We start from the raw sequence: 20,889 nt of genomic DNA, 5'->3' as shown, positions 1-20,889 counted from the left end.
CAGGAGTTCCGCCCGGCGGTGAACTACCCATTATTGGTGTCGACACCGAGTGGGGCTCAGCGCACAACGCTTGGGGACCACGCATGGGCTATGAACAGGCTGGGTTGCGAGCCTGGTTCGGTGCCCAGTTGCCAGATGTTGCTGTCACCTTCCACTGCGTCATCCGGCAAGCCGTAAAGCAAGTTCTTCCCATCCAGCCATTCGATCTGGTCATCCACGCTGCGTTGCTCCGAAAGAACGCTTTCCTGCCCTGACGCGAGGTCAAGGACGGCGACCTTCCAATGGGCAACCAGCCCGCCGCCGTCGTTCTTCTTATAAGCGATGCGCGTGCCGTCAGGTGAAATGGACGGGCATTCCACTTGGTCGTGGATGGCTGTGAGTGTCTTGGCGGACAGGCTTCCCCGAACCAGCCAAATGCGGCCTGAGGACGCCGCTGTTGCGTAGAAGACGTCGCTCTGGCCTGGAGCGAAGGTCACTCCCCAGATGTTCCTGTCCGTTGCTGCCAGGCGCTCGCCGTTGACCAACAACGCGAAGTCCTCCAGGTTCCCGGACGTTCCACCGGGCAAGCTGATCTCCGTGGCCGTGGAAAACCCCGAAGCGGCGTAGGAGTGTCCAGTAATAAAGACCGTCGTGGCAATCATCGAGCCGTCACCGCTGAGCCTGGCCCTGCTGGGGATGCCAGGGAGAGCCCATGAACGTTGGATGTTCCAGTCACGGTCCAGGACTGCGGCTTCAAATGAAGTGACCAAGCCCCGGTTGGTTTTCAGGCACACCACGTTTTGGGCTGTCCCATAGACGCGGTCGCATTCCTGTTCGCTCACAGCCCGTGGACCGCCCGGAGCGGACAGGGCGACTGTGGCCGCACTGCCATAGCCCTGGCCTGAGGCTGTGTTGCGGAAAAGGACAAAGGGACCGTTCGGAAGTGACTGGCCCGCCGTGACTCCCACGGAGGAAGCTGCGGTCCGGCTCTCTTCAAACCGTTGATAGGCGCCCACAGCATAGATCCCCGCCACCACCAGCACCAGCGCGGTCACGGCCAGGAGGACGGTCCACCGGGTTTTGCTGCCGGCCAGGGTCACACTCATCCTGCAGTGCCTGCGTCCTGGTGTATTGCAGGCCGGGCGCTCCGCAGAATCACCGCCACAGCCAGCACCGCGCAAGCCAGGAGAACGCTTGCCAGCAGCATCGCTGTCGGGGCACCGAGTGCGAACCAGAGCACGCCAAAGCCCGCGGAGGCGGCCATGCGGCTCAATGCCACCACCGTTTGTGCTGAGGCAATTCCGGTGGCAAGTTTTCCTGCGGGGGTGAGCTGGCCTGCCAAGGCGGCCAGGACGCCGTCGGTTGCAGCGTAAAACGCTCCCAACAGCACCAGGCATCCCACCGTGCCCCACAGGCCCCCGAAAGGTACAGCAGCAAGAAGGTAGGTTGCCAGCAAAGCGATATGCCCACCCACGAAAACCGGCACTTTGCCTACCTTGTCAGCCAGCCGTCCCAACGGCACCGCGAAGGCCAGGAACACCACATTCGTGCCGACGAACAGCAGCGGAAACCACTGCACGGCGAACGAATCCCTGGCTTGCAATACCAGGTAGATGAATCCATCACCGATGGTCACCAAGCCAAGAAGACCAGCGGCGATCAACAATTTGCCCAGTCCGGGCTCCTTCAAATGGCTCCAGGAAAAGGCGAAGAGCCGCCTGCCGTCGAGCCCCTCCGTGGTCTTGGCGCCAAGAGCACGGATGTCCGGAACCACCAATGCCAGGACGGCAACGCCTATCACGGCGAAGGCGAGCGACACCACGAAGACGGTGCTGAAACCATTGGGAATCATCAACAGGACAAAGAAGGCGATCAACGGCCCGGCTGCAGCCCCAATATTGTCCAGCATCCTGTGAACGCCAAAGGACCGTGCCAAATGTTCAGGCTGGGCCGAAACTGTGATCAACGCATCCCGTGGGGCCGTCCGAATGCCCTTTCCGATCCTGTCCCCGGTGACTATCGCCGCAACGAACCAAAAACCACCGGCAAAAAGGAAACCAATCCTGGCCACCATGGATAGTCCGTAGCCGACAAGTGCTATGCGCTTAGGGTGACCGCTGCGGTCCGCCGCCCACCCGGCCGCAATCCTGACGATCGCACTCGCGCCCTGGTTGATTCCGTCGATGAAACCGAAGGCAATAGTGGACAGTCCGAGGAATCCGGTGACATATAAGGGAAGGATTGCCGTGACGGATTCCGAAGAAACGTCGGTCACCATACTCACGATGCCCAGCCACAAAATGACGGGGGACAAACGGAACGGCACTTCCGCTGCCAGTGCCGTTGACTTGTTCGTTGACTTGTTCCGTTTACCGCCGCTGCGGTCCGAGAGCGAGATGTACATAATTTCCTATCCCGCCCTCGTGTGCAGGCTGCCCAACAGTTGGAAGCGCGAGCCGCCCGTCCCGGTGGTGGATACCGAGACGGTTACCGTGTCCGTGCCGCGCACAAAACGGGCCGCCACAGACCCGTCCGCAGCAGGGGCCTCTTCGGACCAAAAGCCACGAGAGACCAACGATTGTCGGAAGGAGTCAAGGACCTCGGCCCGTGGCTTGTCCACGATGCCATCCGCTGTGAGCTGCAGGATGTCACCGGAAGTGGACACCGAAGTAGAGCCAATGGTGGTTCCGGAAGGCAACGTAACAACGTCTCCCGGCCAGCCGTCCACCAATTCACCCGAAACACTCCCTGGTTGGGGAAGCGCTCCGGTGATGAGCGGAGCCGGGGCAGATGGTGCCGGCAGACCCGTTGGTGTGGCGGTGACCGGTGGAAGAACTTCGAGGAGCTTGGCGGTGGGTTCGCCGGTTTTTCCCTCAGTACCGCTGTTGCCGCTGCCCCCGGCAGCAGGGCTGCCCTCTGCGCCGCCGTTTCCAGCCCCCGACGCCGAACTGCCGGAGGTGGGCGTTCCTGTGCCGGTGGATCCGGCACCCGTACCCGGGCTTGAAGTGGACGATGAAGGGCTTTGCGCCGAAGTGGCTCCGGGCTTGGCCAGCTGGTCGAGCACAATGGCCACGGCGGCAATCAACACAGCCAGGCAGATACCCGCTATGACCAGCCGCCGCGCCATCATGGCATTCCTGGGCCGGCTGCGATGCGGAAGGGGCTCTGTGGTCCCGAATCAGGAACGGCCACAGGTAGAACTGACGCCACCCGCATTGTGGTGGCGTTGGCCTTTTCGTTGATCATTGCGATGGCGATTCGCAACGCCAAGCTGTTCATGGGGACAGTCTGCCATTGCGATCCGGATTCCGGAACAGTCTTGGCCCTACCAACGTCCATTCCGGGGCCGGGGCTGACACACCGGGCAGGTGTAGGAGGAACGGTTCATGAACTGCTCCCGCTTCATGACGGTGTGCAAACCCAGTCCCTCACACCGGACGCATAGTTCGCCGGCGCGGCCGTAAGCGTTCAACGAGCGGGCGAAATAACCGGAGTCGCCGTTGACATTGACGTACAAGGAATCGAAACTTGTACCGCCCGCAGCCAGGGCGGCCTGCATGACGTCCCTGACGGCATCCACCAACCGCCCGGCGTCAGCACGGCGCATGGTGTCCGTGGCCCGTGCGTAGTGAAGCCGGGCACTCCACAACGCTTCATCTGCGTAGATGTTGCCGATCCCGGAGATGACCGACTGGTCCAGAAGTGCCCTTTTGATGCCCGTCCTGCGATTTTTGATTTTTCGATAAAAAAGATCGAAAGAAAAATAGGGATCCAACGGGTCGCGTGCGATGTGCGCGGCTTCCTCTGCGATCTCAGGCAGGGGCGTTTCTCCGAGGCCACCCGGGCCGCCGTCGGAGGTGGGGATCAATGACGTCACGAACAGGCCACCGAAAATCCGTTGGTCAACGAACCGCAACTGCTCCGGCATGTCCTCGGCAGGACTGAGCTTGATCCTGACTTTGAGGTGCTTTTCGTCCGGAACGGCCGGGTCCTGCATCAACAGCTGCCCGCTCATTCCCAGATGGGCCATGAGTGCCACCTTTGGGAGGTGCGCGGTTGCCGGCGGTTCGGTGAGGTCGCCTGGGGCGTCGTCCGTGCCGGTCACAGCCAGAGGCATCCAAAGGAATTTGCCCCGCCTGACCACGTCCAGCACCGTGGCATGCTCAAGATTGCCGATGAAGTCTTCGGTTCCGAGGGCATGCCTTCGGATGGAACGCGGATCAATGACGTCCACCCCGGTAATGGAACGTCCGCGGACCCAACGGGCCAAACCGCGGCGCACCACCTCTACTTCAGGAAGCTCAGGCATGTGGGATCAGGTGGAAGCAGGTCCGGTCGGGGCCGGGTCCAAGGCATTCAGCGCGCGCCAGGCATCAGCAGCCGCTTCCTGTTCCGCTTCCTTCTTGGAATGACCGGAGCCACGACCATAAGGAGTGCCGCCGATATTCAACACGGCTTCAAAAGTACGGGCATGATCGGGTCCGGAACCTTCCACGGCGTAGTGGATGGCACCGAGTTGCCTGCTGGCAGTCAGTTCCTGGATGCTCGTCTTCCAGTCGGTCCCGGCACCGAGGGCTCCGGCATCCTTCAGGAGCGGGCCCACCAGGCGCATGACCAGCTGACGTGCGGTTTCCATGTCGTTTGAGAGGTACGTGGCGCCGATCAGGGCTTCCATGGTGTCAGCCAGGATGGAGGCCTTGTTCTTACCGTCGGTCAGCTTCTCGCCTTGGCCGAGGTAGATGAACTCGCCAACACCGATTTCCCGGCCGATCCCGGCCAGCGCACGCGTACTTACGACGGCGGAACGCCGCTTGGCGAGCTCGCCCTCAGGAAGCGTGGGGTTCTCACGGTAAAGAGAATCAGTGACGGAGAATCCCAGGATGGAGTCGCCGAGGAACTCAAGGCGCTCGTTGGTGGGAATCCCGCCGTTCTCATACGCGTATGAGCGATGTGTCAGAGCAAGACGAAGCGTCTCGGTGTCAATCGAGACACCGAGACGCTTCAGAAGCTCTTCAGTTGAAGACATCCTTAGTCAGCCTGTACGGCAGATTAGGCGTCTGCGACCTTGCGGCCCTTGTATTCAAGGAACAGCGCGGTGCCGGCAGAGTCAGTAACGACCTTTGCCTGGTGCGGCAGGCTGTAAGTAACCTGACCGTTTTCGATGGTCTTGACCAAGTTGGGGGCAGTTGCCTTCCACTGGGCACGGCGGGCGCGTGTATTTGCGCGAGACATTTTCCGCTTGGGAACAGCCACGGCTATCTCATTTCTCTCTTAGACGAACACTTACTAATCGGTTTGCCGGTCAGTCTTAGCCAGATCAGCTAGGGCAGCCCAGCGAGGGTCAATGACCTCGTGGTGGTGCCCCGGCTCGTCTTCCAGGCGCGCTCCACATTCGGAGCACAGACCCTGGCAGTCTTCCCGGCACACCGGCTGGAACGGCAGCATAGTGACAACTGCGTCCCGCAACACCGGCTCAAGATCGATCAGATCGTACTCGACTCGACGTTGCTCTTCATCGTCTTCTCCGCCCGAAAGCTCAACGCCTTCATAGAAGAAAAGTTCTTGCACATTGACTTCAAGGTCATACGCAAGGGGATCCAGGCATCGGCCGCACTCGCCGGTTACTTCGACGATAACGGTGCCGGATACCAGAATTCCTTCGTGTACGGCCTCAAGGCGAAGATCCAGCTCAATATCTGAGCCTTCCTTCACGCCAATGAGCGCCACACCAAGGTCACTTGGTGCAGGTACATGCTCGTTGAGTGTCCGCATGGTCCCTGGACTGCGTCCAAGGTCCTTGACTACCAGCGCCAAGGGCGAACTTGCATCTCGCTTAATGAGAACTCCTGTAGAACATATGACCGACGTACCATCTTAGCCTGATCACGCTTGAGGACTCAAACCGACGCCGGGCGCGCACGAATGCGCGGTGGTTTCAGCTTGGGGCACTCCGCGAAAGGGCGCGAGGTACCCATCAAGACTACCCTTTGCGCGGGTGTTCCGTTGCAGGCTCGCCAGCGAGGAGCCGTTTGAGCACCGATTTGGGGACAAAATCAGAGATATCCCCGCCCAGCACGTTCACTTCCTTGATGAGTGTCGAGGACAAATGGACGTAATGCGCTTCGGCAGGAAGGAACACCGTTTCGACGCCGGCCAACTGGCGGTTCATGGTAGCCATGGGAAGTTCGTAGTCGAAGTCAGAGGATGAGCGGAGGCCTTTGACGATGGCAGACACGCCCCGGTGGCGGCAGTACTCAGCCAACAAACCTTCACCCATCGGTTCAACGATGATTCCACGAAGAGACGCCAGCGTTTCACGTGCCATCTCCATCCGGTCTTCCAGGCTGAACCGGTACTTCTTGGCATAGTTGGTGGACACGGCCACAATGACTTCGTCAAACAAGCCCGCAGCCCGGGCGATGACTTCGAGATGTCCATTGTGGATAGGGTCAAAGGATCCAGGGCATACCGCTCGTCTCATGAGACGAACCTACCCCATAGCTTCGCCGGGATACCATGGCAGACATGGCATCCGCAGGCATCAGCCCTTCCCTCGGTACGAGCTCCGGGCAGGTCCCGGGCACCGGCCCGGCACCCTGGCAGCGGGCAGCAACCGGAGCCAACCTCCTCTCCCCCGGGGGAGGGTTGGGAGTGACCATCTTCGAGGAGATGACCACCCTCGCCGTCTCGACCGGAGCCATCAACCTCGGCCAAGGGTTTCCGGATGAGGATGGCCCCGCCGAGATCAAGGCGGCAGCCCAGTCCGCCATTGCCGCGGGGGCCAACCAATACGCACCCGGCAAAGGCCTTCCCGCTTTGAGGGAAGCCATCACAGCACACCAGCAGCGGTTCTACGGGCTGGCCCCGGATCCGGACACCGAGGTCCTTGTCACCACTGGCGCGACAGAAGCGATCGCTGCTTCGCTGTTGGCGTTCATCCAGCCAGGTGACGAGGTTCTGACCTTCGAGCCGTTCTACGACTCCTACGGAGCGATCATTGGTTTGGCCGGCGCCACCCACGTCACCGCTCCCCTGCTGGCTCCGGATTTCCTCCCCGACCTTTCGGCCCTTGAAGCGTCCTTCAGCAACCGCACCCGGGTTGTCCTGCTGAATAATCCGCATAATCCCACCGGCGCGGTCTTTCCCCGCCAGGTCCTTGCAAAGATCGTCGAACTCGCAGCCAGGTATGACGCCATCATTGTCAGCGACGAAGTCTACGAGCACTTGACCTTTGGCGTGGACCATATCCCTGTCACTTCCCTTCCGGGAGCAGCGGACCGGACCATCACCATTTCCTCTGCTGGAAAGACCTTCTCCTTCACCGGCTGGAAAATCGGTTGGCTCAGCGGGCCCGAACACCTGGTCTCCGCTGTGCGCACAGTAAAGCAGTTCCTGACCTACAGCTCGGGAACACCCTTCCAAGGTGCCATTGCCGTTGGGCTGGGCCTTCCCGACGAGTTCTACACCGGCATTGCCTCGACCCTGGCAAGCAAACGCGACATCCTGGCCGAAGGACTGCGGGCCGCCGGATTCGGCGTCCATGTCCCCAGCGGCACGTACTTCATCAACGTGGACACGGCCCCCTTGGGCATCAGGGATTCCGTGGACCTCGCCAGGCGGCTGCCTGGGCTGGTGGGTGTGGCAGCAATTCCGGTGCCTGTCTTCTGCCATCCGGAGGGAGCGGAGCGAACCCGCAGCCTGCTGCGCTTTGCCTTCTGCAAAAAGACCGCCGTGCTTGAAGAAGCTGCAGAACGCCTCTCTTCACTCCGGGACCGGCTCTGAGTACCACCGGCCCCGGACCACACGTAGCCTCACGCTACCTCCGGACCACGGGGCAGCACGCCACCATCGACGCCGATACCCTGATCGAGGGCAGCTTCATTCTCAGCATCGGCGGCGCCGAACAATCGCACGTCAACCTGGCTGACCCGCGGGAGATCTTTTATGAGTACCTGCGCAGGATTGGCCACGTGGTGGATTTGGCCGCTGAGCCCGGGGAACCCATCCGTGCCCTGCATCTGGGTGCGGGGGCTTTGACCCTTGCCCGCTATATCCAGGCAACCCGCCCAGGTTCAGCACAGTACGCCGTTGAATTGGAACGCGAGCTCCTGGACTTCGTGCTCCTCAAACTTCCCATGCCACAAGGCACCACGTTGACCACCCACATCGGCGACGCGCGCGAGGCCTTGGCGGAGCTGGACGCCGGGGCGCGTTTCGACGTCGTGATTCTTGACATCTTCTCCGGGCCGGACGCGCCGGAACATATTGCGTGCAAAGAGTTCTACGAAGAAGCTGCAGCACGCCTGGGCCCTGACGGGGTACTGATCGTCAACGTGGGAGATGAACCTGCGCTGACCCTTGTGAAGAGCCAGGTGACTGCCTTGCGCCAGGCCATGCCCGATGTGGCCGCCTTCGCAGAGACGGGAATGTTTGAAGGCCGCTACCCCGGAAACATCATTCTTGTGGGCACTGGCAGGAAATGGTCCCCGGAATGGACAGCAGAGCTGCTGGCCCGCGGCCCGCATCCGGCCACCGTCCTCACCGGGATGGACCTGGACAAGATCGCCGGCTAGGCACCGCTGCCCCTAGGCCGGCTCGGCAAACCACAGCTTGGTTTCGCCGTACTTCTTGTCGGCGAAACAGTCCATGGTCCCAGGCCAGGCCGGTTCAGGACTCCGCGAGCTCCGCTCCACAACCACCACGGCTCCCTCGTCCAAGTGCGGCGCCAGCTTTTCCAGCACCGCGGTCAGGGCCGGTTCGTCCAAGGGGTATGGCGGATCAAGGAAGACCAAGTCCCACACGCCGCCTTCGCGGACCCGTTCCAGGAACGACTCGACCTTGGATCGGTGGACGGAGACTTTCTTGCCGCCCAGAAGTTGGTTGACCAAGTCTGCGTTGCGCTGGCAAACATCGCTGGCTTTGGCATCGAATTCCACCAGGTCCACGCTGCGTGCACCACGGCTGGCACTTTCTACACCCAAGGCTCCAGAGCCCGCATAGAGATCAAGGACCCGGGCGTCGTCAATGACTGCCAAAGATTCCAGCCGGGAAAAAAGGGCCTCCTTGACGCGGTCAGTGGTGGGCCGGGTAGCGGTACCAGGGACACTGGCCAGCGGGTTCCCACCACCCACTCCGGCAATAATCCGGCTCACAGATCTGCTCCCGGGGCTGAGGCACCCCGTGGGCCGCCGGAACCTGGATTTCTAGCCACGTTCAAGGAACGCCTCCTTTTCGGGGTTCAAGTATTCGTCGATTGCTGATGCGAGGCCAGGCTGGTGCTGGAGGGCAGGATCCTCTGCAACAAGGCCTTGGGCGTCCGTCCGTGCGCGGGCAATGATGTCCTCATGCTCCAGGACCCGAAGCAATTTCAGTGTGGAACGTCCGCCGGATTGCGAGGCCCCGAGGATGTCGCCTTCACGGCGCAGCTTCAAATCTTCCTGGGAAAGCTCAAAACCATCGGTGGTGGATGCCACTGCTTCAAGTCGTCGACGACTCGGGTGGCCCGGTTCCAAGGTGGTCACCAACAAGCAGGTACCTGGCAGTCCGCCACGGCCAACACGGCCGCGGAGCTGGTGGAGTTGCGAAATTCCGAAACGGTCCGCGTCCAGAATCACCATCAACGTGGCGTTGTGGACGTCCACGCCCACCTCGATGACGGTGGTGGAAACCAGCACCTTGACCTGGTTGGCCGCGAACGACGCCATGGTTTCGGTCTTCAACTGAGGGTCCTGCCGGCCATGGAGCGGCGCCACGGGGACACCGGACAGCGAGGGCTCCTGCAGCAGGCTCTCGACGACGGCAGCCACCGATGCGAGCTCGCGCGCGGATCCTTCGTCCGAGAGGTCAGAGTCGCTTGGTTCGGCTTCTCCGGGACTGAAGTCGCCGTCGTCGTCCGTTCCGATCTTGGGACACACCACATACACCTGATGGCCCGACTCAACTTCTTCACGCGACCGCTTCCAGATGCGGTCCACCCAGCCGGGGTTCTCCGCGAGCCCCACCACATGCGTGGAGATGGGAGCGCGACCGGCAGGAAGCTCATCCAGGATCGAAGTTTCAAGGTCTCCGAAAACCGTCATGGCCACGGTCCGGGGAATAGGGGTTGCCGTCATGACCAGCAGATGCGGCGGGCGCTGGGCCTTGGCCCGGAGGGCGTCCCGCTGTTCCACGCCGAAACGGTGCTGCTCATCGACCACAATCAGGCCAAGGTCCTGGAAGCTGGTCTTGTCACTAAGCAAGGCATGGGTGCCAATGACGATCCCGGCATTTCCCGAGGCAGCGTCCAACATGGCCTGCCTGCGGACCGCCGTCGGCATGGAGCCTGTCAGCAACGTCACCTGGACCGAGTCCGGCCCGGCGTCCCCGCCGAGCATTCCTGCCCCGCCAAAGACATCGTCCCGTGCCAAAACCCCCAAGGTCCTGCGGATCGAGTGGAAATGCTGGGCGGCCAGAACTTCGGTTGGTGCCAGCAAAGCGGCCTGGCCTCCGGCATCGACAACCTGCAACATGGCCCGGAGGGCAACAATGGTCTTTCCAGACCCTACTTCCCCCTGCAACAGCCGGTTCATGGGTGTATCCCGGGCCAGTTCTTCAGCGAGCGTCTTCCCGACGGCGGACTGGCCGGCAGTGAGGGTGAACGGCAGGTTCCGGTCGAAGCTGCTGAGCAATCCGTCCGGGCGTGGACGGCGGGCAGTGGCTTCCTCCGCTGCGAGCTGGGCCCGCCGCCTGGCCAAGGCTGTCTGCAGAACCAGTGCTTCCTGGTATCTGAAGCGCTCCTGCGCCCGCTGCCAGTCCTTCGCCGTCTCCGGTGAATGGATCAGGCGGTAGGCTTCGGCCACGCTGAGCAGCCTATCCCTGCGGACGATGCTTGCAGGAAGCGGATCTTCCAGGGCATCGAGATCCATGGTTTGGAGCAGGGCCGTGATCACCTTATGGATTGACCAGCTGGTGAGTTTGGCGGTTGCCGGGTAGACCGGAATCGGCATGGCGGCAAGCTTTTCCGGGTCCATGGAACCTTCGGCTTCAGGGTCCTCATCCAGCAACAGAAAATCCGGATTGGTCAGGCCCAGCGCACCACCGTAGCGGGTCACTTTGCCGGAGAACATGGCCCTGCGGCCGACCTGAAGTTCCGCCTTGGCCCTGAAACCATTGAAGAAGCTGACTTTCAGGGTGCCCGGAGCCCCGCTTCCACCGGCTTCATCGGTCACCACGACGTCGGTAATGGAGCCGCGTCGCGCCCGCATCTGGCGCGACGTGTTGGACAGGACCCGGGCAATCAGGGTGACTTCTTCATCCAGCGGAAGGTTGCTGATGGGCGTCAGCTCCCCACGGCTCAGATACCGGCGCGGGAAATAGTTCAGCAAGGCACCGGTAGTTTTGAGCCCCAAGTGCTTCTCGATGACTGCTGCGGACCTCTTGCCGATCCTGCGCTCGAGGGGAAGTTCCAGCTCAGTAATCATGCCGTGACTGGCCTGTAATGCCGGACTCCTGCGGGTCACCGGACTCAGCTTCGGCTGGCCTGTGGCCGCCGGTGCCGGGCAGGGCCAGCTGGCTGACAGCGATGTCCGTGGGCTCCCCCAGGGATCGAATCAGCGCTACTGCCGGCTCGGGGTCCGGAACGTGAACGTGGACCCTCCACCGGTAGCTGGCTTCAACCGTGGATTCCTCGTCATCATCATCCTGGCTCCGTGCGCCGCCCACTTGGCTCATGATGACCGAATCACCCATCTCATCAAGACGCTGCCTCAGGATGGCTGCGTTCAAAGGGGACAGGTTGATGGTGCACATGACCTCCACACCATCATCGGCCGGCATACGCTCGTGGATGTGCGGGTCCTGCAGCTTATACCCGTGAAGACCGTCCAGGAGTTCGTCCTGGAGTTCTTCGCCCAGAACCGCCGCCCGCAGGCAATCGAGGATCAGCAGCATGCCAACGCCACCGGCATCCACCACGCGGGCTTCCTGGAGCTGGGCGAGCTCGCCCTCAGTACGGATGACGGCCTGGTAGGCAGCTTCCACAACGGCATCGAGTGCAAGGCCAAGGGCGTGATTGCTGTCGTCTGCGTTCTGCGAGGCGTCCACGGCCTGCGCGGCGTCCGATGCCGCTTCCAGGACCGAGAGCATCGTTCCGGCTACAGGCTCACTAAGCGCTGACCAGGCGCGGATCTGGGCCCGGTTCAGGGCTGTTGCCAGCAAGGGCGCACTGAGCCGGGATTTACCGGCCAGTGGCTCGGCAGCAGCACAGAGGAAGACCGCGAACAGCGTGCCCGAATTGCCCCGGGCCTGCTCCATGGCAGCTTGGCCTGCACGTGAGAGGACCGCGCCGACGTCGTTGCCCGTTTCCGTGGTGTCCGGGGCGGTGCCGCCCAAGGCGGAAACCGCGGCACGGACTGTGAGATAGAGATTGGTGCCGGTATCGCCGTCGGCTACAGGAAAAATGTTGATCGCGTTGAGGCGATCGCTGTGGTTGCCGAGGACCACCTCCGCCTTGCCGAGCCAGCGTTTCATGGCGTGCGCATTCGCGGCGATCTTAGTCTGCAAAGTGATCCCATCCAACGGTGTCAACAGCTTGCCCGGCAATCCGGACGCCCCTGCCTGGCGGCTCGACAACGGCTTCAACTGAGCCTATCGCAGTGAACCCCGCCGGTAGCTGAATTCCGGCTGGGAAGGTGGCCAGCAATCCATGGTCCTCTCCCCCGCCAAGGACCCAGGGCAACGCCTCGCAACCCAGTAAAAGAGCGGCCGGTTCCAGCGGCATGGCATGGATCTCCAAGGCCACGGGGTCAAGGTTGAGGGTCACGTTGCTGGCCGAAGCGAGCCTGCCGCCGTCCCGGAGCAGTCCGTCGGAAATATCCATCATGGCAGTTGCACCTCCTCGCGCCGCCAAGGGTCCCGCTGCCAAAGGGGGCTGGGGGCGGCACTGGTTTTCCACCAGAGCCTGCAGTTCGGTATCCAGGCTCTGCATCGGATGTCGGCTTTCCAACAATGCCCAGCCGGCAGCGGCCCTCCCCAAGGTCCCCGCAATTGCCACGACGTCGCCGGGTTTGGCCCCGGATCGCAGCACAGGCGGCAAGCCCCCAAGGCTTCCGACGACGGCGACCGTCACCGACAGCTCGCGGCCCCGCCCAAGGTCTCCCCCGGCAACGGAACAATCAGGAGCGCCCAAGCCGACGATGGCCGCAGTGAGACCGTCGGCAAAAGCCTCCACCCAAACCACAGGAGTGTCCGGGGGCATTGTCAGGCTGACAACCAGGGAAGTGGCGCTGCCGCCCATGGCGTTGATGTCGCTGAGGTTTTGCGCCGCAGCCTTCCAGCCGACGTCGTAGCCGGTGGTCCGGTAACCGTTGTTCCATTCGAGCCTGAAATCCTGGTCCTGGGTTTGGGTGTCGATGGAAATCAAACTGCGGCCATCCGGGGCCGCTACCAAGGCAGCATCGTCTCCAGGGCCCAGGAGAATGCCCGGGCTGTGGTTCAGGCGCGGAAAGATCCTGGCGAGGAGCTCTGATTCCGAAAGGTCTTGGACGGTCAACTGTTCTGCGGGCACGGCTCTACGCTATCGCGATCCACCGACAGGATAATGACATACGGAGGTTCCCCGGCATCGGGGGGAATGTGACCTCCGATACCGGAATCTGCCCTCGAGCCCGCCCGGGATAGGCTGGATGAATGCACCGAAAGACCCTCCGCCGGACAGCCCTGGGCGTATCTTCGGCCCTCGCGGCCACCCTCGCCCTCACAGCGTGTTCACCCACCGTTGATGTCACGGCCGCCACAGACGCCGCCAATCCTGCTTGCGCACCGATGATGGTTGCCCTGCCGGACCAAATCGGCGATGCCGCACTGCGCAAGACCAACAGCCAGGCCACTGCGGCATGGGGTGAACCGTCGCAGGTTATCCTGCGCTGCGGAGTGAACGTACCCGGGCCCACCACGGACCGCTGCGTGAGCGTCAACGACATCGACTGGGTCATCAAAGAAGGTGACCCCGTGTACACCTTGACCACCTTTGGCCGCGAACCTGCCACCGAGATCCTGATTGATCCGGTCAAGTTGGAGGCAGCGAACATCAGCTCCGCAACCGTACTCACCGAGCTCGCGGCTGCTGTCGGCAAGATCAAGGCAACCGGCAAATGCGTTGGCCAGGAGGACCTGCAGAACCTGCCCGCCGGTAAGTAATGCGGTCAGCGGGCCCGCCTGTCAGTTCAGCAGGCCGCGCGTCAGCGCAGACCCGTTTTGCGGTTCAGGGCCAGATGTATCAATTCGTCAATCAACTCGCCGTAAGCCAGCCCGGATGCCGCCCACATTTGCGGATACATGCTCTTGGGCGTGAATCCCGGCATGGTGTTGATCTCATTGATGATCAGCTCGCCGGCTGGGGTGTAGAAGAAGTCCACGCGGCTAAGCCCCTCGGCTCCCACCGCATCGAATGCCAGGGCAGCAAGTTCGCGAACACGGCTGATGGCCTCTTCGGGCATATCGGCCGGGCAACTCAACGCCGCCGCTCCATCTTCAACATACTTGGCAGCGAAGTCATAGAACTGGTGCTCTCCTGCTGCCACCGCGATTTCACCGGGCATGGACGTCCGGGGCGCGTCCGTGCCGCGTCCTTGGAGTACGGCACATTCGATCTCACGGCCCACAATGCCGGCTTCGATCACGAGTTTCAGGTCATGCCTGCGGGCCTCTTCGATCGCGGCGTCCAGCCCTTCCAGGGAATCCACTTTCGAGATTCCCATGGACGAACCTGCCCGGGCAGGCTTGACGAACACCGGGAAACCAAGTTTGTCCACGCGCTTACGGACGGCCTCGGCGTCGGTAAGCCAGTCCCGGTCCGTAACAGCAATGTACGGTCCGACGCTTAGTCCGGCGGACTCGAAGACCACCTTCATGAAGTGTTTGTCCATGCCCACCGCAGAAGCCAGGACCCCGGCCCCGACATATCGGGTGTCGGAAAGTTCCAGCAGGCCCTGGATGGTTCCGTCTTCGCCCCACGGGCCATGAAGAAGCGGGAAAACAACGTCCACGGAGCCCAACTCCTGGGGAATGGCGTTGGGCTCGGTAACGACCAGTTGATGCTCACCGCCCACTTCGGCCAGGGTCACGGTCTTTTCCGACGCCGGCACTTCAGGCAGTGCTGCGGCGCTGAGGGACCACTCACTGGTGTCAGCCGGGGCCAGCACCCATTGCCCCGACTTTGCAATGCCGATCGGAATGACGTCGTACTTGTTCTTGTCGATGGCTCCCATGACCCCGGCCGCGGTGACGCAACTGACGGCATGTTCGCTGGAGCGGCCGCCGAAAAGAACCGCCACGCGGGGGCGGTTGGTTGCGGGGGTGGAGTGATCTGTCACCATCAGTAGTCGCCTTCGGACTTCAGTGCCCGGGCCAGCAAACGTGGTCCCAGGTCATCAACGGACATTCTGCCTTCCAGCACCGCTACCACGGCTGCCGTAATGGGCATTTCAACGTTCAGTTTGCCGGCAAGTTCGTGCACAGCCGGGCCGGACTTGATTCCTTCGGCAGTCTGGGTCATTTGTTCTGCGACCTGTTCCAAAGTCAGCCCTTCGCCCAGCAAACGGCCCGCAGTGTGATTGCGCGACAACGCCGATGAACAGGTGGCCACCAGGTCCCCGAGGCCGGCCAGGCCGGCCATGGTGTGGGCTTCGCCGCCGAGGGCGAGGGCAAGCCGGGAGGTTTCCGCAAGTCCACGGGTGATGACCGAAGCCTTGGTGTTGTCACCCATCTGCCGGCCTTCGCAAATACCCACGGCGAGGGCAATGACGTTCTTGACGATCCCGCCGATCTCAACACCCACCACATCCGTGCTGGTGTACGGCCGGAAGTACGGCGCTGTGCAGGACAACGCTATGGCAGCGGCGGTATCGGCATCGCTGCAGGCAACCACGGACGCTGTGGGCTGCTCACGGGCAATCTCCATTGCAAGGTTGGGGCCAGAAACCACTGCTACACGGTCGGCAGGAAGCCCCAGTTCCTGTGCGATGACTTCGCTCATCCGGGCATCAGTGCCCAGCTCCAATCCCTTCATCAGGGAAACCACCACGGCGTCGGGGGCCAGCAAGGGCTTCCACTCGCTCAGTTGTGGCCGCAACGACTGGGCAGGAACAGCAAGGACCACCAAAGCAGCGTCTTTGAGCACCTCCGCCACGTCAGTGGAGGCGGTGACGGAAGCCGGAAGCTCAATGTCTTTGAGGTACTGCGGGTTGCGGTGCAGTGAATTGATCTGTTCCACAACCTCGGGACGGCGGCCCCAGATCCGGATGCTGCGTTCAGCGCCGGCGGCCTCCGCGGCGTCGGCCAGGATTTTGGCAAAGGTGGTGCCCCATGATCCGGCACCCAAAACCGCCACGACGTCCGGGGTCCGGGCAGGGCTTTGGATAATGGTCATTTACCTTCCTCGGGTTCCGGAGCGTCGGAGGCTCCGCGCTCGACGAAACGGCCATGTTTTGACTGTTTGTGAACAGCCGGATCCCAACGTTCAGCAGGAGCGTCTTCGTTGCGGAGCGTCGCCAGCAGGCCCGTGATGGCGTCCATAATGACTTCGGTTGCCTCAGTCAGCGTGGCGCGATCCATCGGACGGTCGGCGAAGGCACTGAGGTCAACCGGCTTCCCGACCAGGACCCGTACTGTTTTGCGCGGGAAAATGTGAAAACGCTTCGCATAACGGGGGAAGACTTCCTGCGCCCCCCAGTGCGCCATAGGGACAACAGGCGCACCGGTTTGCAGAGCAAGCCTTGCTGCTCCGGTGTGGCCTTTCATGGGCCACAGATCGGGATCCCGTGTCAGGGTGCCTTCGGGATAGATGATGATCGCACCACCGGCGTCCACTACCTCCTTGGCGACTTGCAGCGAACGGTTCGCTCCCGCCGTCGAGCGTTCAACAGGTATCTGCTTGGTGGCTGCCAGCAGTGCTCCGAGCACGGGGACTTTGAAAAGCCCCTTCTTGGCCAGAAAGTGCGGTGGCCGCTTCTGGTTGTAGACCATGTGCCCAATGACGATGGGATCGATCTCGGTGCAGTGGTTGGGCGCCGCGATGAAACCACCCGGGGGAAGGTTTTCAACACCTTCCCACTTCTTGGCCATCACGAGGTTCATCAACGGACGAGCCAGGCCCGCCAGCAGCACGAATGTGGCACGGCTCTTGGCCGATTCCTTCAAAGGATCCCCCGCTACTTGGTGGTGGTGATATCGAAATCGGCACCCAGGCCGGCCAGCTTCTCGGTAAAGCGCTCGTACCCGCGGTTAATGATGTCGATGCCGGTAACCCTGGAGGTGCCGGTGGCTGCCAGTGCCGCGATGAGGTGGCTGAAGCCGCCCCGGAGGTCCGGGATATCAATATCGGTGCCACGGAGCGGAGTGGGTCCTGAAATCACGGCGGAGTGAAGGAAGTTCCGCTGACCGAACCGGCACGGCACACTGCCCAGGCACTCACGGTGCACCTGGATGTTTGCTCCCATGCGGGCCAGCGCCTCGGTGAAGCCGAACCGGTTCTCATACACGGTCTCGTGCACGATGGACACGCCCTCGGCCTGGGTCAGTGCCACTACCAGTGGCTGCTGCCAGTCAGTCATGAAGCCGGGGTGCACATCCGTTTCCAGCACCAGCGGGGAGAGCTTGCCGCCCTGGTGGTAGAAGCGGATGCCGTCGTCTCCGATGTCCATCCCGCCACCGACTTTGCGGTAGGTGTTCAGGAAAGTCATCATGTCCCGCTGGGATGCACCTTCAACGAAGATGTCTCCCCGGGTCACCAATGCAGCCGAGGCCCATGATGCGGACTCGTTGCGGTCCGGCAGAGCACGGTGGTTGTACCCACGGAGGTCCTTGACGCCCTCAATCCTGATGGTGCGGTCGGTTTGGACGCTGATGATGGCGCCCATTTTCTGAAGGACCGCAATGAGGTCGATGATCTCGGGCTCCGTTGCAGCCCCGATGAGTTCAGTGATTCCTTCTGCCCGTGTTGCGCTCAGCAGCACCTGCTCGGTGGCACCAACCGAAGGATAGGGAAGGGAGATTTTGGCTCCATGGAGGCCGTGCGGTGCGGAGATGTGGATCCCGCCCGGGCGCTTTTCCACCACGGCACCGAACTGGCGGAGCACATCCAGATGGTAATCGATGGGCCTGTCCCCGATTTTGCAACCACCCAGATCGGGGATGAAGGCCTCCCCGATGGCATGGATCAGGGGCCCGCACAGCAGGATGGGGATCCGGGAATCCCCGGCATGGGCGTCAATGGCCGTACTGGAGGCAGTCTTGGCATCCTTGGGATCCAAGGTGAGGTCACCCGTAACGGGGTCCTTCACCACTGTCACTCCGTGCAGCTGCAGCAGGCTGGTGACAACCTCTACATCCTTGATTTCCGGCACGTTCCTCAGCACCGATGGTTCGCTGCCCAGCAACGCCGCCACCATGGCCTTGGGCACCAGGTTCTTGGCACCGCGAACGGTCACTCGTCCCGTTAATGGGACGCCACCGCGGATTGTCAGAACACTACTCATCTATACCGGTTTCCTCACGACTACTCGCCCCCCAAACTTACAAAGGCTCCAGCTAAGCATAGAAGCTTGCGTTACCGAACCGAAATGGACGCACCCTGCGCCGGCCGTACCGGGCCTCAGCAGGCCCTCTACGAAAAAGGACCGGCGGGCAGCCCTTCACGGTGCCCACCGGTCCACAATCTGCCGCTGTGCGGCCTTGGTTGAAGGCTTTAGCCAGCCTCGACCTTCGCAGGAAGCGTCTTCGGTTTGAAGGAAGGCCGCGTGGCCTCGTAAGCGGTGATGTCTTCCTCGTGCTGCAGGGTCAGGCCGATGTCATCCAGGCCTTCCAGGAGGCGCCAGCGGGTGTAGTCGTCAATATCGAAGGGAGCAACAACATTGCCGCACTCCACGGTTTTGCTGACCAGGTCCACCTTGACTTCGGTGCCGGGGGCGTTCTCCAGGACCTTCCAGATGAGTTCAATGTCATCCTGCGCCACCTGTGCGGCGAGCAAACCCTGCTTGCCGGAGTTTCCGCGGAAAATATCGGCAAATCGGGAAGAGAGCACGGCTTTGAAACCGTAGTCCTTCAGCGCCCAGACAGCGTGCTCGCGGGATGAGCCGGTTCCGAAGTCCGGTCCGGCCACCAGCACTGAGCCGGCATTGAACGGGGCTTGGTTGAGGATGAATGACTCATCCTTGCGCCAGGCAGCGAACAGGGCGTCTTCGAAGCCGGTTCGCGTGATGCGCTTGAGGTAGACGGCAGGAATGATCTGGTCGGTGTCCACGTTGCTCTGGCGCAACGGCACGCCGATCCCGGTGTGGGTGGTGAATGCTTCCATGATGATCCTCCTAGACTGCTGTTCCGGTCAGGCTGCCGGCCGTGGCGGACTCAAGGTCCGACGGCGAGCTCAGCGTGCCACGTACGGCTGTGGCCGCAGCGACAACAGGTGAGACCAAGTGGGTGCGTCCCCCCTTGCCTTGCCTGCCCTCAAAGTTGCGGTTGGACGTTGATGCGCAGCGCTCTCCCGGCTCCAGTTGGTCCGGGTTCATGCCCAGGCACATCGAGCAACCGGCGAAACGCCATTCGGCGCCAAATTCCTTGAAGACCTTGTCCAGGCCTTCCGCTTCGGCTTCCAGGCGGACACGGGCCGAGCCGGGAACCACCAGCATGCGGACCTGGGGGTCCTTCTCACGGCCGCGGATGATGTCCGCAGCGGCGCGGAGGTCCTCGATGCGGGAGTTGGTGCAGGATCCAAGGAAGACCGTGTCCACGCGGATGTCCTTCATGGGGGTCCCTGCTTCCAGGCCCATGTACTGGAGCGCGCGCTCGGCCGCAGCCTTGGCGTTCTCGTCGCCGAAGTCTTCAGGGGACGGGACCTTGGCCGAAAGGGAAACACCCTGGCCCGGGTTGGTACCCCAGGTCACGAACGGCTCCAGGGTGTCGGCGTCCAGGTCCACCTCGACGTCGAACCTCGCGTCCTCGTCGGTGTGCAGCGTGTTCCAGTACTCGACGGCGGCGTCCCAGTCTGCGCCCTCGGGCGCATGGGGCCGGCCCTGCATGTAGTCGTAGGTGGTTTGGTCCGGAGCCACCATGCCTGCCCGGGCACCGGCCTCGATGGACATGTTGCAGATGGTCATGCGGGCGTCCATGGACAGTGCCCGGATGGCGGACCCACGGTATTCCAGGACATAGCCCTGGCCACCGCCGGTGCCGATCTTGGCAATGACGGCCAGGATGATGTCCTTGGCCGTGACACCGGGACGAAGGGTTCCTTCAACGTTGATGGCCATGGTCTTGAACGGCTTCAGGGACAGCGTCTGGGTTGCCATGACGTGCTCAACCTCGGACGTGCCGATGCCCATGGCCAAGGCACCGAAGGCTCCGTGCGTTGAGGTGTGGGAGTCGCCGCAAACCACAGTCATGCCCGGCTGGGTCAGCCCCAGCTGCGGTCCGACGACGTGCACGATCCCCTGTTCCTTGTCACCCAGGGAGTGCAGGCGTACGCCGAATTCCTTGCAGTTGGCCCGCAGCGTTTCAATCTGGGTGCGGCTGGTGAGGTCGGCAATTGGCTTGTCGATGTCCAGCGTGGGAGTGTTGTGGTCCTCGGTGGCGATGGTGAGGTCGACACGGCGCAGCGGCCGCCCGGCCAGCCGCAGGCCTTCAAAAGCCTGCGGTGAGGTCACTTCGTGGACCAGGTGAAGGTCGATGAAGAGAAGATCGGGCTGGGCGTTGGCTCCTTCGCCTTCACCTTTGCGCACTACGTGCGCGTCCCAGACTTTCTCGGCCAGTGTCTTTCCCACGGCCTGCTCCCTTCACTGCGTTTGGCTTGTTGCGTTGTTCTTTGTCCACTGAAGCAGCATCGCTGCGATATAGGCCAGCGAAAGAACTTGCATCTCAGATATTGAGACGGCAATATCA

General features: G+C 62.2%; 21 protein-coding genes. 3 read left to right on the top strand and 18 right to left on the bottom strand.

The annotated features are described in order from the left end of the window. Positions 1-56: 56 nt before the first annotated feature. The 8 genes from AC6JA3_RS08905 to coaD form a co-directional block, all read right to left on the bottom strand. Complete coding sequence (locus tag AC6JA3_RS08905; protein WP_347783256.1) at positions 57-1,085, bottom strand: hypothetical protein; 1,029 nt, start codon at positions 1,083-1,085, stop codon at positions 57-59. After that, positions 1,082-2,305 carry an MFS transporter gene (locus AC6JA3_RS08900; protein WP_347783651.1) on the bottom strand — a complete coding sequence of 408 codons (1,224 nt, stop codon included), beginning with the start codon at positions 2,303-2,305 and terminating at the stop codon, positions 1,082-1,084. Before AC6JA3_RS08900 ends, AC6JA3_RS08905 begins: the two co-directional genes overlap by 4 nt. A gap of 84 nt (positions 2,306-2,389) precedes the next feature. Continuing rightward, positions 2,390-3,109 carry a hypothetical protein gene (locus tag AC6JA3_RS08895; protein ID WP_347783255.1) on the bottom strand — a complete coding sequence of 240 codons (720 nt, stop codon included), beginning with the start codon at positions 3,107-3,109 and terminating at the stop codon, positions 2,390-2,392. A 195-nt stretch (positions 3,110-3,304) separates the two neighbouring features. Continuing rightward, entirely contained in the window at positions 3,305-4,288 is a 984-nt protein-coding gene (mutM, locus tag AC6JA3_RS08890) for a bifunctional DNA-formamidopyrimidine glycosylase/DNA-(apurinic or apyrimidinic site) lyase (RefSeq protein WP_347783254.1), read from the bottom strand. Positions 4,289-4,294: 6 nt separating this feature from the next. Next, positions 4,295-5,005 carry a ribonuclease III gene (rnc, locus tag AC6JA3_RS08885; protein ID WP_026540247.1) on the bottom strand — a complete coding sequence of 237 codons (711 nt, stop codon included), beginning with the start codon at positions 5,003-5,005 and terminating at the stop codon, positions 4,295-4,297. 23 nt (positions 5,006-5,028) lie between these two features. Then, a complete protein-coding gene (gene rpmF / locus AC6JA3_RS08880; RefSeq protein WP_011775139.1) occupies positions 5,029-5,232 on the bottom strand; it encodes a 50S ribosomal protein L32 in 204 nt (67 codons plus the stop codon). Positions 5,233-5,265: 33 nt separating this feature from the next. Beyond that, positions 5,266-5,793 carry a YceD family protein gene (locus AC6JA3_RS08875; RefSeq protein WP_081733237.1) on the bottom strand — a complete coding sequence of 176 codons (528 nt, stop codon included), beginning with the start codon at positions 5,791-5,793 and terminating at the stop codon, positions 5,266-5,268. 166 nt (positions 5,794-5,959) lie between these two features. After that, positions 5,960-6,460 (bottom strand): pantetheine-phosphate adenylyltransferase, encoded by a 501-nt coding sequence (gene coaD / locus AC6JA3_RS08870; protein ID WP_026540246.1) that lies wholly within the window; start codon positions 6,458-6,460, stop codon positions 5,960-5,962. A 35-nt stretch (positions 6,461-6,495) separates the two neighbouring features. Here coaD and AC6JA3_RS08865 point away from each other — a divergent pair, with 35 nt between their 5' ends. Then, positions 6,496-7,761, top strand: a complete 1,266-nt coding sequence (locus tag AC6JA3_RS08865) for an aminotransferase class I/II-fold pyridoxal phosphate-dependent enzyme (protein ID WP_347783253.1) — start codon at positions 6,496-6,498, stop codon at positions 7,759-7,761. Continuing rightward, positions 7,758-8,552, top strand: coding sequence for a spermidine synthase (locus tag AC6JA3_RS08860; RefSeq protein WP_497920629.1), 795 nt, complete (start codon positions 7,758-7,760; stop codon positions 8,550-8,552). Before AC6JA3_RS08865 ends, AC6JA3_RS08860 begins: the two co-directional genes overlap by 4 nt. A 12-nt stretch (positions 8,553-8,564) precedes the next feature. Here the strand turns inward: AC6JA3_RS08860 and rsmD are convergent, their stop codons facing one another. The 4 genes from rsmD to AC6JA3_RS08840 are packed head-to-tail and all read right to left on the bottom strand — an operon-like array spanning position 8,565 to position 13,522. Then, positions 8,565-9,131 carry a 16S rRNA (guanine(966)-N(2))-methyltransferase RsmD gene (gene rsmD / locus AC6JA3_RS08855; RefSeq protein WP_026546051.1) on the bottom strand — a complete coding sequence of 189 codons (567 nt, stop codon included), beginning with the start codon at positions 9,129-9,131 and terminating at the stop codon, positions 8,565-8,567. A 51-nt stretch (positions 9,132-9,182) separates the two neighbouring features. After that, positions 9,183-11,438 (bottom strand): ATP-dependent DNA helicase RecG, encoded by a 2,256-nt coding sequence (locus AC6JA3_RS08850; RefSeq protein WP_347783251.1) that lies wholly within the window; start codon positions 11,436-11,438, stop codon positions 9,183-9,185. Further along, a complete protein-coding gene (locus tag AC6JA3_RS08845; RefSeq protein ID WP_026540241.1) occupies positions 11,428-12,486 on the bottom strand; it encodes a DAK2 domain-containing protein in 1,059 nt (352 codons plus the stop codon). The genes AC6JA3_RS08850 and AC6JA3_RS08845 overlap by 11 nt, the downstream gene beginning before the upstream one ends. Before the next feature lie 22 nt (positions 12,487-12,508). Then, complete coding sequence (locus AC6JA3_RS08840; RefSeq protein ID WP_091550265.1) at positions 12,509-13,522, bottom strand: thiamine-phosphate kinase; 1,014 nt, start codon at positions 13,520-13,522, stop codon at positions 12,509-12,511. A gap of 122 nt (positions 13,523-13,644) precedes the next feature. On the opposite strand from AC6JA3_RS08840, the gene AC6JA3_RS08835 reads away from it, so the two are divergent. After that, positions 13,645-14,154: a DUF3515 domain-containing protein gene (locus AC6JA3_RS08835; RefSeq protein WP_091550263.1), complete on the top strand. Its 510-nt coding sequence runs from the start codon at positions 13,645-13,647 to the stop codon at positions 14,152-14,154. A gap of 41 nt (positions 14,155-14,195) precedes the next feature. Here the strand turns inward: AC6JA3_RS08835 and AC6JA3_RS08830 are convergent, their stop codons facing one another. The 6 genes from AC6JA3_RS08830 to leuC form a co-directional block, all read right to left on the bottom strand. Further along, positions 14,196-15,332, bottom strand: a complete 1,137-nt coding sequence (locus AC6JA3_RS08830; protein WP_026540238.1) for a D-alanine--D-alanine ligase family protein — start codon at positions 15,330-15,332, stop codon at positions 14,196-14,198. Beyond that, a complete protein-coding gene (locus AC6JA3_RS08825; protein WP_026546055.1) occupies positions 15,332-16,384 on the bottom strand; it encodes an NAD(P)H-dependent glycerol-3-phosphate dehydrogenase in 1,053 nt (350 codons plus the stop codon). Before AC6JA3_RS08825 ends, AC6JA3_RS08830 begins: the two co-directional genes overlap by 1 nt. Continuing rightward, entirely contained in the window at positions 16,381-17,154 is a 774-nt protein-coding gene (locus tag AC6JA3_RS08820; RefSeq protein WP_026540236.1) for a lysophospholipid acyltransferase family protein, read from the bottom strand. The genes AC6JA3_RS08825 and AC6JA3_RS08820 overlap by 4 nt, the downstream gene beginning before the upstream one ends. 11 nt (positions 17,155-17,165) lie before the next feature. After that, positions 17,166-18,491, bottom strand: a complete 1,326-nt coding sequence (murA, locus tag AC6JA3_RS08815; RefSeq protein ID WP_026540235.1) for a UDP-N-acetylglucosamine 1-carboxyvinyltransferase — start codon at positions 18,489-18,491, stop codon at positions 17,166-17,168. A gap of 209 nt (positions 18,492-18,700) precedes the next feature. Continuing rightward, positions 18,701-19,309 carry a 3-isopropylmalate dehydratase small subunit gene (gene leuD, locus AC6JA3_RS08810; RefSeq protein ID WP_026540234.1) on the bottom strand — a complete coding sequence of 203 codons (609 nt, stop codon included), beginning with the start codon at positions 19,307-19,309 and terminating at the stop codon, positions 18,701-18,703. Between the two features lie 10 nt (positions 19,310-19,319). Continuing rightward, on the bottom strand, positions 19,320-20,771 hold the full coding sequence (gene leuC / locus AC6JA3_RS08805) for a 3-isopropylmalate dehydratase large subunit (RefSeq protein ID WP_026540233.1): 1,452 nt from the start codon (positions 20,769-20,771) through the stop codon (positions 19,320-19,322). Positions 20,772-20,889 lie beyond the last annotated feature (118 nt).

The sequence above is a fragment of the Arthrobacter sp. TmtSoilC79 genome, assembly GCF_059739405.1.
Note: the sequence above shows the minus strand (reverse complement) of the source record. Positions and strands in the feature narration are given on the sequence as shown.

Excerpts from the sequence above, each read along its gene's own strand:
- AC6JA3_RS08905 (WP_347783256.1), bottom strand. The coding sequence starts at position 1,085 with ATGAGTGTGACCCTGGCCGGCAGCAAAACCCGGTGGACCGTCCTCCTG.
- AC6JA3_RS08895 (WP_347783255.1), bottom strand. The coding sequence starts at position 3,109 with ATGATGGCGCGGCGGCTGGTCATAGCGGGTATCTGCCTGGCTGTGTTG.
- mutM (WP_347783254.1), bottom strand. The coding sequence starts at position 4,288 with ATGCCTGAGCTTCCTGAAGTAGAGGTGGTGCGCCGCGGTTTGGCCCGT.
- rnc (WP_026540247.1), bottom strand. The coding sequence starts at position 5,005 with ATGTCTTCAACTGAAGAGCTTCTGAAGCGTCTCGGTGTCTCGATTGAC.
- coaD (WP_026540246.1), bottom strand. The coding sequence starts at position 6,460 with ATGAGACGAGCGGTATGCCCTGGATCCTTTGACCCTATCCACAATGGA.
- AC6JA3_RS08865 (WP_347783253.1), top strand. The coding sequence starts at position 6,496 with ATGGCAGACATGGCATCCGCAGGCATCAGCCCTTCCCTCGGTACGAGC.
- AC6JA3_RS08850 (WP_347783251.1), bottom strand. The coding sequence starts at position 11,438 with ATGATTACTGAGCTGGAACTTCCCCTCGAGCGCAGGATCGGCAAGAGG.
- AC6JA3_RS08845 (WP_026540241.1), bottom strand. The coding sequence starts at position 12,486 with ATGAAACGCTGGCTCGGCAAGGCGGAGGTGGTCCTCGGCAACCACAGC.
- AC6JA3_RS08835 (WP_091550263.1), top strand. The coding sequence starts at position 13,645 with ATGCACCGAAAGACCCTCCGCCGGACAGCCCTGGGCGTATCTTCGGCC.
- AC6JA3_RS08830 (WP_026540238.1), bottom strand. The coding sequence starts at position 15,332 with ATGGTGACAGATCACTCCACCCCCGCAACCAACCGCCCCCGCGTGGCG.
- AC6JA3_RS08825 (WP_026546055.1), bottom strand. The coding sequence starts at position 16,384 with ATGACCATTATCCAAAGCCCTGCCCGGACCCCGGACGTCGTGGCGGTT.
- murA (WP_026540235.1), bottom strand. The coding sequence starts at position 18,491 with ATGAGTAGTGTTCTGACAATCCGCGGTGGCGTCCCATTAACGGGACGA.
- leuD (WP_026540234.1), bottom strand. The coding sequence starts at position 19,309 with ATGGAAGCATTCACCACCCACACCGGGATCGGCGTGCCGTTGCGCCAG.